Source organism: Mesorhizobium sp. P2_A8 (assembly GCF_056404935.1).
Window position 1 is genome coordinate 118,475 of the sequence record NZ_JBFUDB010000009.1, and the last position, 13,297, is coordinate 131,771.

Below are 13,297 nucleotides of genomic sequence, written 5' to 3' on the forward strand. Positions count from 1 at the left end.
ATCAATCGACGACCCCGATCATTGGCAAGACGTGCTCGCGTTCAAAGGCGATATGCCGGCGCAAGCTTTCGAAGAAGCCGCGCAGCATGAAGCCGACAGCCTCGGCATTCTCGACCGTCTCGCCATGGCCGATCGCCAGCAGGATTTCAGTCACCTCGCCGGCAAAGCATTCGTCCTCGACATGTTCGGCACGCAATCGCCGGGTTGAAGCAAGGTTGGCATCGCTGCTGCTCAACGCAGCCTCGTAGGCCGGAAAGATGACCGTCTCTTCATATTGATGGATGTTTCGCAACAGCGGGACGATCGCGTTTGCCGTGCTCAGGCATTTCAAACGATCAACCTTTGGCAGCGTGTCGGCGATTTTTTCGAGGGCCTCGCAGAGCAGCAGCTTTTCCAGATGCGCGCGCTTCATCACCGCCGCCGGAACTGCCTCCCGGTCAGATCGAGCTGCCAGTATCGAATTTTCACGGCTTGTTTCGCTCAGCGACGATCCCAGCTCCTTCTCCCTGTTCAACGGTAGTCTCCTGATCGTTTGCGCGATCGACGCTGCCCAATCCAAAAAGAATTGGCCTTGACATGGATCAAGGCGGCGAGGCGGCGACTGCGGAATTGGTGTCGACGCGGATTGGCGTCCGCGCATCACAATCCGGGTCGGGGACATCTCATGAAGTTCGGCACTCAAATCTTCGCTTTGAGCCTGTTCACGTTCGCAGCTCTTGTGGCCGCCGGCTTCGGGGTGGACGAGCCCTTCCGGCAGCATATGTGGGTGCTGTTTTTTGTGCTGCTCGGCTTTGTCGCCATCCTCCTCCGCAACACGAGTTTTGAAGCTGCCGCTCCGATCGACCCTGCCGCCTATATGGATGGGCCTGTCCGCTACGGCACCATCGCCACCATGTTCTGGGGTGTCGTCGGCATGCTGGTCGGCGTGGTCATCGCGCTGCAGCTTGCCTACCCAGATCTCAACATCCAGCCCTGGTTCAATTTCGGCCGCCTGCGTCCACTGCACACATCCGGGGTCGTCTTCGCCTTCGGCGGCAATGCTTTGCTTTGCACGTCTCTCTATGTCGTGCAGCGCACCTGCCGCGCGCGGCTGTTCGGCGGCGATCTCGCTTGGTTCGTGTTCTGGGGTTACCAGCTCTTCATCGTCATGGCAGCGACCGGTTACCTGCTCGGTATCACCGAGAGCCGCGAATATGCTGAACCCGAGTGGTATGTCGACATCTGGCTGACCATTGTCTGGGTCGCCTATCTCATCCTGTTCCTCGGCACGATCCTGAAGCGCAAGGAACCGCACATCTACGTCGCCAACTGGTTCTACCTCTCCTTCATCGTCACCATCGCGATGCTGCATGTGATCAACAACCTGTCGATGCCGGCGTCCTTCCTCGGCTCCAAGAGCTACTCCGCGTTTTCCGGGGTCCAGGACGCCCTGACGCAATGGTGGTACGGCCACAATGCCGTCGGCTTCTTCCTCACCGCCGGCTTCCTCGGCATGATGTATTATTTCGTGCCCAAGCAGGCGAACCGGCCGGTCTATTCCTACCGCCTGTCGATCGTCCATTTCTGGGCAATCATCTTTCTCTATATCTGGGCCGGGCCCCATCACCTGCACTACACCGCCCTGCCCGACTGGGCGCAGACGCTCGGCATGGTGTTCTCGATCATGCTGTGGATGCCGTCATGGGGCGGCATGATCAACGGCCTGATGACGCTGTCGGGCGCCTGGGACAAGCTGCGCACCGATCCCATCATCCGCATGATGGTGATGGCGATCGCCTTCTACGGCATGTCGACCTTCGAAGGTCCGATGATGTCGATCAAGACGGTCAATTCGCTGTCGCACTATACCGACTGGACCATTGGCCACGTGCACTCCGGTGCGCTGGGCTGGGTCGGCATGATCTCCTTCGGCGCAATCTACTTCATGGTGCCGAAGCTGTGGAATCGTGAACGTCTCTACTCGCTCCGGCTGGTCACCTGGCACTTCTGGCTGGCGACGCTCGGCATGGTTGTCTACGCCGCCGTCATGTGGGTGTCCGGCATCATGCAGGGCCTGATGTGGCGCGAATACGACGAGCAGGGCTTCCTGGTCTACTCCTTCGCCGAAACCGTGGCAGCCATGCACCCCTACTATGTCATGCGCGCCATCGGCGGGGCCATGTACCTGTCCGGCGCCCTGATCATGGCCTGGAACATCACCATGACGATCCTTGGATACCAGCGCGAGGAGGAGCCGATGGCCGGCTCCGTTCCCGCCCTTCAGCCTGCCGAATAAGGAGCCAGAAAATGGGCTTGATGGACAGACACGCACTGATCGAGAAGAACGCTACGCTTCTTCTCGTCGGCTCCCTTCTTGTGGTGACGGTCGGCGGCATCGTCGAGATCGCGCCGCTCTTTTATCTCGATAACACGATCGAGAAGGTGGAAGGCATGCGGCCTTACTCACCGCTCGAACTTGCCGGGCGAAACATCTATGTGCGCGAGGGCTGCTACCTCTGCCATAGCCAGATGATCAGGCCGTTCCGTGATGAGGTCGAGCGCTATGGCCATTACAGCCTGGCGGCCGAGTCGATGTACGATCATCCTTTCCAGTGGGGATCGAAGCGCACCGGACCGGATCTCGCCCGGGTTGGCGACCGCTATTCCAATCTGTGGCACGTCGAACACCTGATGGATCCACGGTCCGTGGTGCCGGAATCGATCATGCCGAGCTATGGCTTTCTGAAGGACAAGCCGATCGCGGTGAAGGATTTCTCGACGCATCTGGTCGCCAACAGGCGCGTGGGCGTCCCCTACACCGAGGACATGGTCGTTAACGCCAATGCCGATTTGATGGCGCAGGCGGACCCAAATGCCGACACGTCCGGCCTTGAGGCCCGCTATCCCAAGGCCAAGATCGGCGACTTCGACGGCAATCCGCAACAGGTGACGGAGATGGATGCGCTGGTCGCCTACCTGCAGATGCTGGGCACGCTGGTCGATTTTAAGAATTACGACGAAGCCGCCGGCTACCGCTGAGGAGTTTTATCGATGGATTACAATTTGATGCGGGAGTTCGCTGACAGCTGGGGCCTGGTCGCCATGGCGCTGTTCTTTGTCGGGGCGGTTGCCTTCGCGCTCCGCCCCGGCAGCCGCGCGCTGGCCGATGAAGCTGCCCGGATTCCCCTTGAGGACGAGTGATCATGAGCGACAAGCACATCGATGAGATCTCTGGTGTTTCGACCACCGGCCACGAGTGGGATGGCATTCGCGAATTGAACAACCCGCTTCCGCGCTGGTGGGTCTGGACATTCTACATCACCGTGGTCTGGGCCATCGGCTACACCATCGCCTACCCGGCATGGCCGCTGCTGCACTCGGCCACCAAGGGCGTGCTCGGCTATTCCAGCCGCAACGAGGTCAATAACGAACTGGCCGCGGCCGAAGTCGCGAAGGGCAAATATGTCGCGGCGGTAGAGTCAAAGACCGTTTCGGAGATTGCCGCGGACGATACCTTGCGCGAATTCGCCGTCGCTGCCGGCGGTGCCGCGTTCAAGCTCAATTGCGTGCAGTGCCACGGCTCGGGCGCCCAGGGCTCGGCCGGATTCCCCAACCTCAACGACGACGACTGGCTGTGGGGCGGCACGGCCGAGCAGATCCAGCAGACGATCACGCACGGCATCCGTTTTGCGTCCGACCCGGATTCACGCCTGTCGGAAATGCCGGCCTTTGGTGACATCATTCCCGCTGACCAGATCGCCCAGGTCAGTGCCTACATCGCTAGCCTCTCCGGCAAGGTCCAGGACGCCAGTCTGATCGAGCCTGGTGCCAAAGTCTTTGCCGAAAATTGCGTGGCCTGTCATGGCGACAACGCAAAAGGCAACAAGGAACTCGGAGCTCCCGATCTGACCGATGCGATCTGGCTCTATGGCTCCGGCGAAACAGCCATTGCCGCGCAGGTCCGCGCACCGAAACAGGGCGTGATGCCGGCCTGGGGCGGACGCCTGGGCGACGTTAAGGTCAAGGAACTGGCGGTCTACGTGCATTCGCTTGGCGGTGGGGAATAGGAAGGGGAGCCTATTCCCTGCCCTTCACCGCTCAAGCGACGAGGCCCGGCTCTGCCGGGCCTCGATCTGTTGGCGTGTAGGCGCCGATTGACCTGCATCAACGCGGCGCAATCCGGTCGGCGGCAAAGTCCACGCAAACGCTTGGCATAGCTGCCTGAGAGAATCAGGCCGATTGCCCCGGCGACATGAGAAGCTGCGCGACTGGAGATACCGGTGCTGGACAATACGCAGGTAGAACGGCTCGAAGCCGAGGCGGTCAACTCCGCCCGAGTGCGCCAGCCAATGTATGCCGCGCGCAAGAAAATCTTTCCCAAGCGCGCCTCGGGCAATTTTCGCCAATTCAAATGGATCGTGATGGCGATCACGCTGGGTATCTATTATCTCACGCCGTGGCTGCGATGGGATCGGGGTCCGTTTGCACCGGACCAGGCCGTGCTGCTCGACCTCGCCAACCGGCGCTTCTACTTCTTCTTCATCGAGATATGGCCGCAGGAATTCTACTATGTGGCTGGCCTTCTGGTCATGGCCGGCGTCGGTCTTTTCCTGATCACGTCGACCGTCGGCCGTGCCTGGTGCGGCTATACATGCCCACAGACCGTATGGGTCGATCTGTTTCTGGTCGTCGAGCGCGCGATCGAGGGCGACCGTAACGCTCGTATCAAGCTTGATGCTGGTCGCTGGACCACCCGTAAGCTTGTGCTGCGGGTATCGAAACACGCCATCTGGCTGGTCATAGGCGCGGCGACTGGTGGCGCCTGGATTTTCTATTTCGCCGATGCGCCGACGCTGGTGGGCGAACTCTTCACCGGCACGGCAGCGCCTGTCGCCTACATCACCGTCGCCGTACTGACGGCGACGACCTACACGTTCGGCGGGCTGATGCGCGAGCAGGTCTGCACCTATATGTGCCCATGGCCGCGCATCCAGGCAGCCATGCTCGATGAAAGTTCGCTAACCGTCACCTATAATGACTGGCGCGGCGAACCGCGCACACGTCATGCCAAGAAGGTCCAGGCCGCAGGGCAGCCGGTCGGCGATTGCGTCGACTGCAATGCCTGTGTCGCGGTGTGCCCGATGGGGATCGACATACGCGACGGTCAGCAGCTCGAATGCATAACCTGCGCGCTGTGCATCGACGCCTGTGACGGCGTCATGGACAAGCTCGGCAAGGAGCGCGGGCTGATCTCCTACGCGACGCTTTCCGACTACAACGCCAACATGATGCTGGCGACCGCGGACGGCGCCGGTTCGGTCAATCCGGCGCTGGTCAGGACGGATGACGGTCTGTTTTCAGACAGGGTAGCGCATTTCCATATCCGCAAGATCTTTCGGCCACGCACCTATGTGTACATGGCTATGTGGTCGCTGATCGGACTGGGCCTGCTCTTTTCGCTGCTGACGCGCGACCGCCTCGAGATCAATGTCCTGCACGATCGCAACCCGCAGTTCGTAACGCTCTCCCACGGCTCGATCCGCAATGGCTACACCGTCAAGCTGCTGAACATGATCCCCGAACCAAGAACGATTATCGTCACCCTTGGAGGTTTGCCAGGCGCAGGGATGAGCATCGTTGGCGTCGACCTCCCCGCAGGTCGCTCCTTTGCGGTCCAGGTCGAACCCGACCGGCTGAAGATGTTGAAGGTTTTCGTGAGTCTGCCCGCCGACCAGATTCATGGCCAGGCGCAGACCTTCACGTTCCGGGTCGAAGACAAGGTCAGCTTCGAGTCCAACGAATACACCGCCACCTTCAACGCGCCGGAGATCGCCAGATGAACGCCACCACGCGAAAACCCCGCGAATTCACCGGCAGGCACATGCTGGCCATCATCCTTGCTTTTTTTGGCGTGGTCATCGCGGTCAATCTGACGATGGCGACGCTTGCCAACACAAGCTGGACCGGCCTTGTCGTCGAAAATACCTATGTGGCGAGCCAGCAATTCAACAAGAAGGCTGAAGAAGGGCGTGCGCAGGCAGCCCTCGGCTGGACCGGCAACTTGACCATCGCCTGGGGTGAAGTTCGCTATGGCCTCACCGACGCCACCGGCAAGCCGGTGCCCCTGCATGGCGTGCAGGTCCTGTTTCGCCATCCGGCATACGAGAAAGAGGATGAGTCCGTCACGCTCGCCCTCGCCTCGGGCCAGGACTTCGCAGCACAGCACATGCCAAGGGATGGTGTCTGGATCATCGAAATCAACGCCGATGCCGGCCTGGCAAGACCTTATCGCGACGTGCGCAGGATCATGATTTCCAATGGAGCGCTGAAATGAGCTGCTGTGCACCGGGCGCTGAAATGGCGCTGGATCTGGTCAGCGCCGCTTCAGTCCTGCCGTCAAGCCAGGAGGTCAAGCTGGCGAGTCGATCGCTTGGCGACGACCTTCATCAGACCGACCTGTCGGTACCGACTGTTCACTGCGGCGCCTGCATACAGACGATCGAAACAGCATTGGGAAAACTCGATCACGTCGAGGCCGCTCGCGTCAACCTGTCAACGAGGCGAGTCTCCATCCGCTGGCGCGGCGACGAGGTTCCGCCATTCGTCGCTGCGCTCGGGCGCCTCGGCTACCAGGCACATCTGTTCGAAGCCGACACGGAGTCAAAGGACAAGACGCTGTCGGAGCTCATCCGCGCCGTCGCCGTTGCCGGCTTTGCGGCGGGCAACATCATGCTGCTCTCGGTATCGGTCTGGTCCGGCGCCGAAGGCGCCACGCGCGACCTGTTCCATTGGGTCTCGGCACTGATCGCCATCCCCGCCCTTGCCTTCGCCGGCGGCATCTTCTTCAAGTCGGCGCGGAATGCGCTGCGCCACGGCCGCATGAACATGGACGTGCCTATCGCTGTCGGCGTGTCGCTGGCCTACGCCATGAGCCTCTATGAGACGATCACCCATGGCGACCACGCCTATTTCGACGCGTCGGTATCGCTGCTGTTCTTCCTCCTGATCGGTCGCACGCTCGATCACGTGATGCGCGAGCGCGCCCGGACCGCAGTAAAGGGCCTGTCACAGTTGGCCGCGCGCGGCGCCATGGTGCTGCGCGGCGACGGCGCACGGGACTATTTGCCGGTTGGCGAGATCGAACCAGGGATGCAGCTGCTCATTGCAGCCGGCGAGAGAATCCCCGTCGACGGCAAGATCATTCATGGGGCGTCGGATCTGGACTGCTCGCTGGTCACTGGCGAAAGCACGCCGCGAAACGTTGCGCCAGGTGAAACCGTGCAGGCCGGTGTCCTCAACCTCACCGGCTCGCTGACGATCGAGGCGACAGCTGCCGCCAAGAATTCGTTCCTGGCGGAAATGGTTCGGCTGATGGAAGCCGCGGAGGGCGGTCGCGCGCACTATCGCCGGATCGCCGATCGTGTTTCAGCGCTCTATGCGCCGGTGGTTCATCTCACCGCCTTCGCGACATTCCTAGGCTGGATGGCGGTGACTGGCGACTGGCACCGGGCGATGACGATCGCCATCGCTGTTCTCATCATCACGTGCCCCTGCGCGCTTGGCCTCGCCGTTCCAATCGTTCAGGTGGTTGCAGCGCGGCGCCTGTTCGAGAACGGCATCATGGTCAAGGACGGCTCGGCCATGGAACGCCTGGCGACAATCGACACGGCGGTGTTCGACAAGACCGGAACGCTCACGCTCGGACAGCCTCGGCTCATCAATGCGGCCTCGATCGATCCCACCATGCTGGCCGTCGCTGCCGACCTGGCAGCGCATTCGCGCCATCCATATTCAAAGGCCATTGCCGTCTGCAGCAGCCAGCACAAATTCGATAGAGTGACCGAGCACCCGGGTTTCGGGATCGAAGCCACCGCCGCCGGAAGCACCTGGCGGCTGGGTCGCCGCGGATGGGCTGGATGGAAGGCCCGGACCGGTGGCGAGGGCAAGCATGGCTATGGCGGAACGGTGCTGACAAAAGATGGGTTCATTGTCGCCACCTTCGATTTCGAGGACGCGCTGCGCGCCGACGCCAGGGCGACGGTCGAGCAATTGAGCCGTACTGGCGTTTCCGTGGAAATGCTATCGGGCGATACGGCAGGCGCCTGTGGCGAAGTCGCGAAAATGCTGGGTGTCGACGACTTCGTTCCCTGCCTGCTGCCGTCCGGCAAGGTCGAACGCATCGAGAGCCTGGCGAGAGACGGGCACAGAGTGCTAATGGTTGGCGACGGCCTCAATGACACGCCGGCGCTGAGCGCGGCCCATGTCTCGATCGCACCGGCCACCGCCGCCGACATTGGCCGCAACGCGGCGGATTTCGTATTCCTGCGCGAAAGCCTTCTGGCGGTGCCCCTTGCCCTGAGCGTCTCGCGCAAGGCGGGAAGCCTGATCCGGCAGAATATCGCCATAGCCATCGTCTACAATGCCGTTGCGGTGCCGATCGCCATTCTGGGCCACGTTACCCCCCTTATCGCGGCGATCGCGATGTCTGCGTCGTCATTGCTCGTGATCGGAAATGCCATGCGCCTGCAAGGCTTCGCGACGGGTGCGTCGCCCGCAATTGCACGGCAGGACAGGCCCGTGCGGGCCGGCGCCTTGGCCCAATCCTCATGACGACGCTCGCCTATCTCATTCCGGTAGCGCTATTCCTTGGCGCACTCGGCCTGTCCGGCTTCCTGTGGGCGTTGAGAAGCGGCCAGTACGACGATCTCGATGGCGCGGCAGAGCGCATTCTCATCGAACGCGACGACGGCGCCGAGAATGCTCCTCGTTCCAAGTGACTTAGATCAAAGCGCTGCGGGTCGGGATGTCCCATCGTCTTCCGAAGAAAATCAGGAGGGTAGGATGCAAGCCGAAGCCATCATGACGAAGCCAGTCATCACGACGGATGCGAACGCAACGATCGCCGAAGCGGTCGAGCTCATGCTTTCAAACAAAGTCAGCTGCCTCCCGGTAACCGAGAGCGACGGTGCCCTGGTTGGCATTGTAAGCAAAAGCGACTTCTTGCGCCGAGAAGAACTTGGGACTCAGCGTGTGCGGCCACGCTGGCTGGAGTTTGATCTTGGCCCGGGCACAATCGCCGATGACTATGCGCACTCGAACGGACGGATCATCCATGAGGTGATGACCACAGCCGTCATTTCGGCGGCTCCAGGCGCCTCGATTGCACATATTGTCAACTTGATGATGCAACACCGCATCAACAATGTGCCGATTGTCGATCGGGAAAGGGTCGTCGGCATCATCACGCGAACTGATTTGCTGCCTGTCCTGATCCGCGCAATGCCGAAACAGGACACCACGTCACTCGATGACGACCTGATCCGCAATGCGATACTTGCCGAACTGCAGGGACAATCGTGGAGTGGTCGTGACTTGATTGATGTTAGGGTCAGCGATGGCGTCGTCGAACTGACGGGGGCGATTGTCGACGAGCGTCAACGGAAAGCTGCGATCGTTGCGGCGGAGAACGTTGCCGGCGTCGGACAAGTCAAGGACAGCCTCTTCCTCCGTACAGATCCGCTCTCGGTGATGATGGTTTCGTAGTTGCGGAAAAGCGGGGACGCAAAGCAGAGTCCTGTTGGGTTCTGCTCGCTTCCTACATCGCTTGGACGTGAGGCCGTTGGCGAGTTCCTGCGGCGTATAGCGCCCTTCATGCTTGGCGAGCACGCTGTCGGCAGGCGCCCGCCCTGACGGAAATGCGATGGCCGTTGCCCTCTGTCTTGGTGGCCTTGGCCACCGAGCGAATTCAGATCTATCTGTAAGACAATACCGGCGGCTGATCTTCAGAGAGCCGCCAGTGACTGCGCAGGCTTGCAGAAAGATGCGACACCAAAACTGCAGCATATCGAACTTGGCTCACAAGACTGAACCCATCCGAGGGCTGTTGTTTCCCCGATTAACATCCGCCAATTTGCGCCAGCGCAAAGAAACGCTGCGTCAGGTCAGATAGCTTCTACTCATCTGCAACAATAGAAAGACAGGAGACTGACATGATCACGCGACGCGAGGCCCTTTTCGGAGCAGCCATTGGCGCTGCCGCCGTGACGGCACTGCCGGCATTTTCGGCAACGGTTACAAAGGCAGACATTCAGGGGCTCCCCCGCGAAAAGATCCAGCTCGTGGCACCGCCTTTCGTCCATCCGCATGATCAGATCGCCAAGAGCGGACCGAAGATCCTCGAGTTCACCATGACGATCGAGGAAAAGCCTGTCGTCATCGATGCCGATGGCACGAAGCTCAATGCGATGACCTATGACGGCTCGATCCCCGGCCCGCTGATGGTCGTGCACCAGGACGACTATGTCGAACTGACGCTGATCAACCCCGACACCAACTCGCTTGCCCACAACATCGACTTCCACGCTGCGACCGGCGCACTGGGCGGCGGCGCGCTCACCTTGGTCAATCCCGGCGAACAGGTGACACTGCGCTTCAAGGCAACGCGAACAGGAACGTTCGTCTATCACTGCGCGCCCGGTGGTCCGATGATCCCGTGGCACGTCGTCTCCGGCATGAACGGCGCAATCATGGTGCTGCCGCGCGACGGGCTCAGGAACGACAAGGGCGAGCCGGTCAAATACGACAAGATCTTCTACATCGGCGAGAGCGACTTCTATATTCCGCGCGACGAGAAGGGCAATTTCAAGAGCTACGAATCGGCCGGCGACGGCTACGACGACATCGTCAAGGTCATGCGTGGCCTGATCCCGACGCATGTCGTGTTCAACGGCAAGGTCGGATCCCTGACCGGTGACAACGCCATGAAAGCCAAGGTCGGCGAAACCGTCTTGATCGTCCATTCACAGGCCAACCGCGATACGCGGCCACACCTCATCGGTGGACACGGTGACTATGTCTGGGAACAAGGAAAATTCGCCAATCCGCCGGCCAAGGATCTGGAAACCTGGTTCATCCGCGGAGGTTCGGCGGGCTCGGCGCTCTATACGTTCCTGCAGCCGGGTGTCTACGCCTACGTCAATCACAATCTGATCGAGGCTGTGGAACTCGGAGCGACCGCTCACTTCATGGTCGAAGGCGAGTGGGATGACGATCTGATGACGCAGGTCGAGGCGCCCAAACCCATAGCCACCAACTGACGGCACTCCAATTTACCCGGACAGCGTCGCTGTCCGGGCATGGACAAAAGCCATGTCTCTTTTCATCCTGAAGGTTGTCTCGGTCGCCGTGGCGGCCGCAACGGTTCCGATGGGCTTGTCCGCTATCAGCCGGAACGGACATCGACAGTCCCACCCCGCCGCCACGACAGTTACCTTGGCCGCCGGTTCGATCACCTATCCCCTGCCGGGCGAGTTCCTGAGGAATGGACGCCCGCAAGCGAATCCCCGTCTCAGCCGACAGTTCAATGAACCCATCGAAATCATGACCTATCAGGTCAGTGTGTCCGACTATGCGGACTGTGTGGCGGCTGGCGGCTGTCAGCCGGCACAGGAGACGCGCGCGATCGCGGCCGATGCTCCCGCTACCGGAGTGAGCTATCTCGACGCCAATGCCTACGCCCAATGGTATTCGAAGGCGACAGGCGACGACTGGCGGCTGCCTTCTGATGAGGAGTGGGCGTTTGCCGCGGCCGAGCGGTTCGCAGGAGAATTTGAGGGTGTCGAAAACGATGCCAACAATCCCGCCAGGCGTTGGCTCACCAGCTACAAGGCCGAGGTGGACCTCAATCGCAAACCGGACCCCTTGCCCAGGAGCCGTGGCTCCTTTGGTGTGAATTCCTTAGGCCTCGCCGACTTTTCCGGCAACGTCTGGGAGTGGACTTCGACCTGCTATGTCCGCACCACGTTGGCCGCGGATGGAACCGATGTCGTGAGTTCGGTCGACAATTGCGGCGTCCACGTCCTTGAAGGGCTTCACAGGGCGTACATGTCGAACTTCGTCGGCGACGGGAAAAGCGGTGGCTGCGCCGTTGGCACACCTCCCGACAATCTTGGATTCAGGCTGGTCCGGGACCATCGAGGATGGGCGAACCGTTTCCTCGGCTACCTCGGCATTGCGTGAAAAAACAGAAGCGTCCGCTTCATCGCGTTTCGCCTGCTCTCCCGTCGCCTCACTGTGCCTTTGGCGTCATCAACGCGGTTCCGTAGATCAGGATGAAGCTTGCAAATGCCGCCACCCATGCGGTGCCGGCCATGTCGATCACCACGCCATAGGGCACAAAGGCGGCCAGGATTCTCAATGATCCCGCCAGAAGGACGGTCACGAAGATGAACGAGGCGCCTTTCCCAGCCTTGAGCTTTTGCCCGGTGTGCCCAAGCGTCGCGCGGGTCATCACGGCAAGTGTCATTGAGCCCACCGCGCCAGTCCCGAGCGCGTGAAGTCCTGCCGCCGCCGGCACGGCATCGGGAAAGAAGATCGACGCCGATACCAGGGCAAGACCGATCGGCACGAAGGCGTAGGCAAGATGCAGAACCAGCACCAGCGGATCCCGCAATGTGCGCTCGCCAGCCCAACGCGACAGACGCCATGCCTGGCAGACTGCCGCGACGGCCACGAGCGTTGCCGACACTCCGTGATCGGGAGCGAGCGTCCACGCAGCCAGCGCAATGGCTGAGATGACAAGCGATGCGATGTCGAAACGATCGAACGGCGCGGGAAGCCTTCCGGGATTTTCGCGGACGAGCCAGTTGCGGGTGAAGCTCGGAATGATGCGCCCACCGATCAGCGAGATGAGCATGATCGCCGCAGCCATGCCGAGCCTGCGGCTGATATCGGATGTTCCTTCGAGGTGCGCCTCGATATGGAAAGCGCCGTTGCCGCACGCCAGAACGGCAAGCGGCAGCAGCACCTTGAGGTTGCGCCAGTTGCGCCCGGCGACGATCTCGCGTGCCGCCGCCGCGGCGACCGCAAGCAGAAAAGAGCCATCGATCACAGCGGCTGTTTGCCAGCCGATATCCGCCGAGAAGAAGACAGCGATGCGGCCGGCAAGCCACAGGACAACCAGCGTCAGCAGCGGCAGGCCTTGCACGGGCAGCCGGCCGGTCCAGTTGGGAATGGCGGTCAGCAGGAACCCGGTGACGATCGCCGGCAGATAGCCAAACAGCATCTCGTGGATGTGCCAGTCGACGGGAGCAAAAACACTATGAGCATCGAGTTCGCCCGCATACATCGGCAGCCAAAGCAGAATTGAGAGCGCGGCATAAAGCGACCCGAGGAAGAAGAAGGGCCTGAACCCATACGAAAGAAATGCGGGCCCGGTGTAGGCTCGAAGGCGGGGAATCCCCATGACTTGCATCCTCAAATGAACGGGGCCGGATGAACCGCCGTCCTCGGTCCAACCGGCCCGCGCCTGCCGTTTCAT

13 protein-coding genes are annotated in these 13,297 nt (G+C 61.1%); 11 read left to right on the plus strand and 2 right to left on the minus strand.

Annotated elements, in window-relative coordinates; all coding sequences use genetic code 11:
• Position 1: 1 nt before the first annotated feature.
• Positions 2–412: a hemerythrin domain-containing protein gene (locus tag AC1D10_RS25710; protein ID WP_352676601.1), complete on the minus strand. Its 411-nt coding sequence runs from the start codon at positions 410–412 to the stop codon at positions 2–4.
• A 252-nt stretch (positions 413–664) separates the two neighbouring features.
• Between AC1D10_RS25710 and ccoN the strand changes: the two genes are divergently transcribed.
• The 11 genes from ccoN to AC1D10_RS25765 all read left to right on the plus strand — a co-directional run bounded on the left by ccoN (position 665) and on the right by AC1D10_RS25765 (position 11,997).
• Entirely contained in the window at positions 665–2,275 is a 1,611-nt protein-coding gene (gene ccoN / locus AC1D10_RS25715) for a cytochrome-c oxidase, cbb3-type subunit I (RefSeq protein ID WP_477276868.1), read from the plus strand.
• A gap of 11 nt (positions 2,276–2,286) precedes the next feature.
• On the plus strand, positions 2,287–3,018 hold the full coding sequence (gene ccoO, locus AC1D10_RS25720) for a cytochrome-c oxidase, cbb3-type subunit II (RefSeq protein ID WP_477276870.1): 732 nt from the start codon (positions 2,287–2,289) through the stop codon (positions 3,016–3,018).
• 12 nt (positions 3,019–3,030) lie between these two features.
• Entirely contained in the window at positions 3,031–3,180 is a 150-nt protein-coding gene (locus tag AC1D10_RS25725; protein WP_477276872.1) for a cbb3-type cytochrome c oxidase subunit 3, read from the plus strand.
• Between the two features lie 2 nt (positions 3,181–3,182).
• Entirely contained in the window at positions 3,183–4,046 is an 864-nt protein-coding gene (gene ccoP, locus AC1D10_RS25730) for a cytochrome-c oxidase, cbb3-type subunit III (protein WP_477276874.1), read from the plus strand.
• Between the two features lie 213 nt (positions 4,047–4,259).
• Positions 4,260–5,819, plus strand: coding sequence for a cytochrome c oxidase accessory protein CcoG (gene ccoG / locus AC1D10_RS25735; protein WP_477276876.1), 1,560 nt, complete (start codon positions 4,260–4,262; stop codon positions 5,817–5,819).
• A complete protein-coding gene (locus tag AC1D10_RS25740; protein ID WP_477276878.1) occupies positions 5,816–6,313 on the plus strand; it encodes a FixH family protein in 498 nt (165 codons plus the stop codon). The genes ccoG and AC1D10_RS25740 overlap by 4 nt, the downstream gene beginning before the upstream one ends.
• The gene (locus tag AC1D10_RS25745; protein ID WP_477276880.1) at positions 6,310–8,589 is read left to right on the plus strand and encodes a cation-translocating P-type ATPase; all 2,280 of its coding nucleotides are present in this window, start codon (positions 6,310–6,312) and stop codon (positions 8,587–8,589) included. Before AC1D10_RS25740 ends, AC1D10_RS25745 begins: the two co-directional genes overlap by 4 nt.
• Complete coding sequence (gene ccoS / locus AC1D10_RS25750; RefSeq protein WP_140561960.1) at positions 8,586–8,756, plus strand: cbb3-type cytochrome oxidase assembly protein CcoS; 171 nt, start codon at positions 8,586–8,588, stop codon at positions 8,754–8,756. The genes AC1D10_RS25745 and ccoS overlap by 4 nt, the downstream gene beginning before the upstream one ends.
• A gap of 64 nt (positions 8,757–8,820) precedes the next feature.
• Positions 8,821–9,522, plus strand: a complete 702-nt coding sequence (locus tag AC1D10_RS25755) for a CBS domain-containing protein (RefSeq protein ID WP_477276882.1) — start codon at positions 8,821–8,823, stop codon at positions 9,520–9,522.
• A gap of 446 nt (positions 9,523–9,968) precedes the next feature.
• On the plus strand, positions 9,969–11,075 hold the full coding sequence (nirK, locus tag AC1D10_RS25760; RefSeq protein WP_477276884.1) for a copper-containing nitrite reductase: 1,107 nt from the start codon (positions 9,969–9,971) through the stop codon (positions 11,073–11,075).
• A 52-nt stretch (positions 11,076–11,127) separates the two neighbouring features.
• Positions 11,128–11,997: an SUMF1/EgtB/PvdO family nonheme iron enzyme gene (locus AC1D10_RS25765; RefSeq protein WP_477276886.1), complete on the plus strand. Its 870-nt coding sequence runs from the start codon at positions 11,128–11,130 to the stop codon at positions 11,995–11,997.
• A 49-nt stretch (positions 11,998–12,046) separates the two neighbouring features.
• Here the strand turns inward: AC1D10_RS25765 and AC1D10_RS25770 are convergent, their stop codons facing one another.
• On the minus strand, positions 12,047–13,222 hold the full coding sequence (locus AC1D10_RS25770) for an NnrS family protein (protein WP_477276888.1): 1,176 nt from the start codon (positions 13,220–13,222) through the stop codon (positions 12,047–12,049).
• Between the last annotated feature and the right edge of the window lie 75 nt (positions 13,223–13,297).

Excerpts from the sequence above, each read along its gene's own strand:
- AC1D10_RS25710 (WP_352676601.1), bottom strand. The coding sequence starts at position 412 with ATGAAGCGCGCGCATCTGGAAAAGCTGCTGCTCTGCGAGGCCCTCGAA.
- AC1D10_RS25725 (WP_477276872.1), top strand. The coding sequence starts at position 3,031 with ATGGATTACAATTTGATGCGGGAGTTCGCTGACAGCTGGGGCCTGGTC.
- AC1D10_RS25740 (WP_477276878.1), top strand. The coding sequence starts at position 5,816 with ATGAACGCCACCACGCGAAAACCCCGCGAATTCACCGGCAGGCACATG.
- ccoN (WP_477276868.1), top strand. The coding sequence starts at position 665 with ATGAAGTTCGGCACTCAAATCTTCGCTTTGAGCCTGTTCACGTTCGCA.
- nirK (WP_477276884.1), top strand. The coding sequence starts at position 9,969 with ATGATCACGCGACGCGAGGCCCTTTTCGGAGCAGCCATTGGCGCTGCC.
- AC1D10_RS25755 (WP_477276882.1), top strand. The coding sequence starts at position 8,821 with ATGCAAGCCGAAGCCATCATGACGAAGCCAGTCATCACGACGGATGCG.
- AC1D10_RS25765 (WP_477276886.1), top strand. The coding sequence starts at position 11,128 with ATGTCTCTTTTCATCCTGAAGGTTGTCTCGGTCGCCGTGGCGGCCGCA.
- ccoO (WP_477276870.1), top strand. The coding sequence starts at position 2,287 with ATGGGCTTGATGGACAGACACGCACTGATCGAGAAGAACGCTACGCTT.
- ccoP (WP_477276874.1), top strand. The coding sequence starts at position 3,183 with ATGAGCGACAAGCACATCGATGAGATCTCTGGTGTTTCGACCACCGGC.
- AC1D10_RS25745 (WP_477276880.1), top strand. The coding sequence starts at position 6,310 with ATGAGCTGCTGTGCACCGGGCGCTGAAATGGCGCTGGATCTGGTCAGC.
- ccoS (WP_140561960.1), top strand. The coding sequence starts at position 8,586 with ATGACGACGCTCGCCTATCTCATTCCGGTAGCGCTATTCCTTGGCGCA.
- AC1D10_RS25770 (WP_477276888.1), bottom strand. The coding sequence starts at position 13,222 with ATGGGGATTCCCCGCCTTCGAGCCTACACCGGGCCCGCATTTCTTTCG.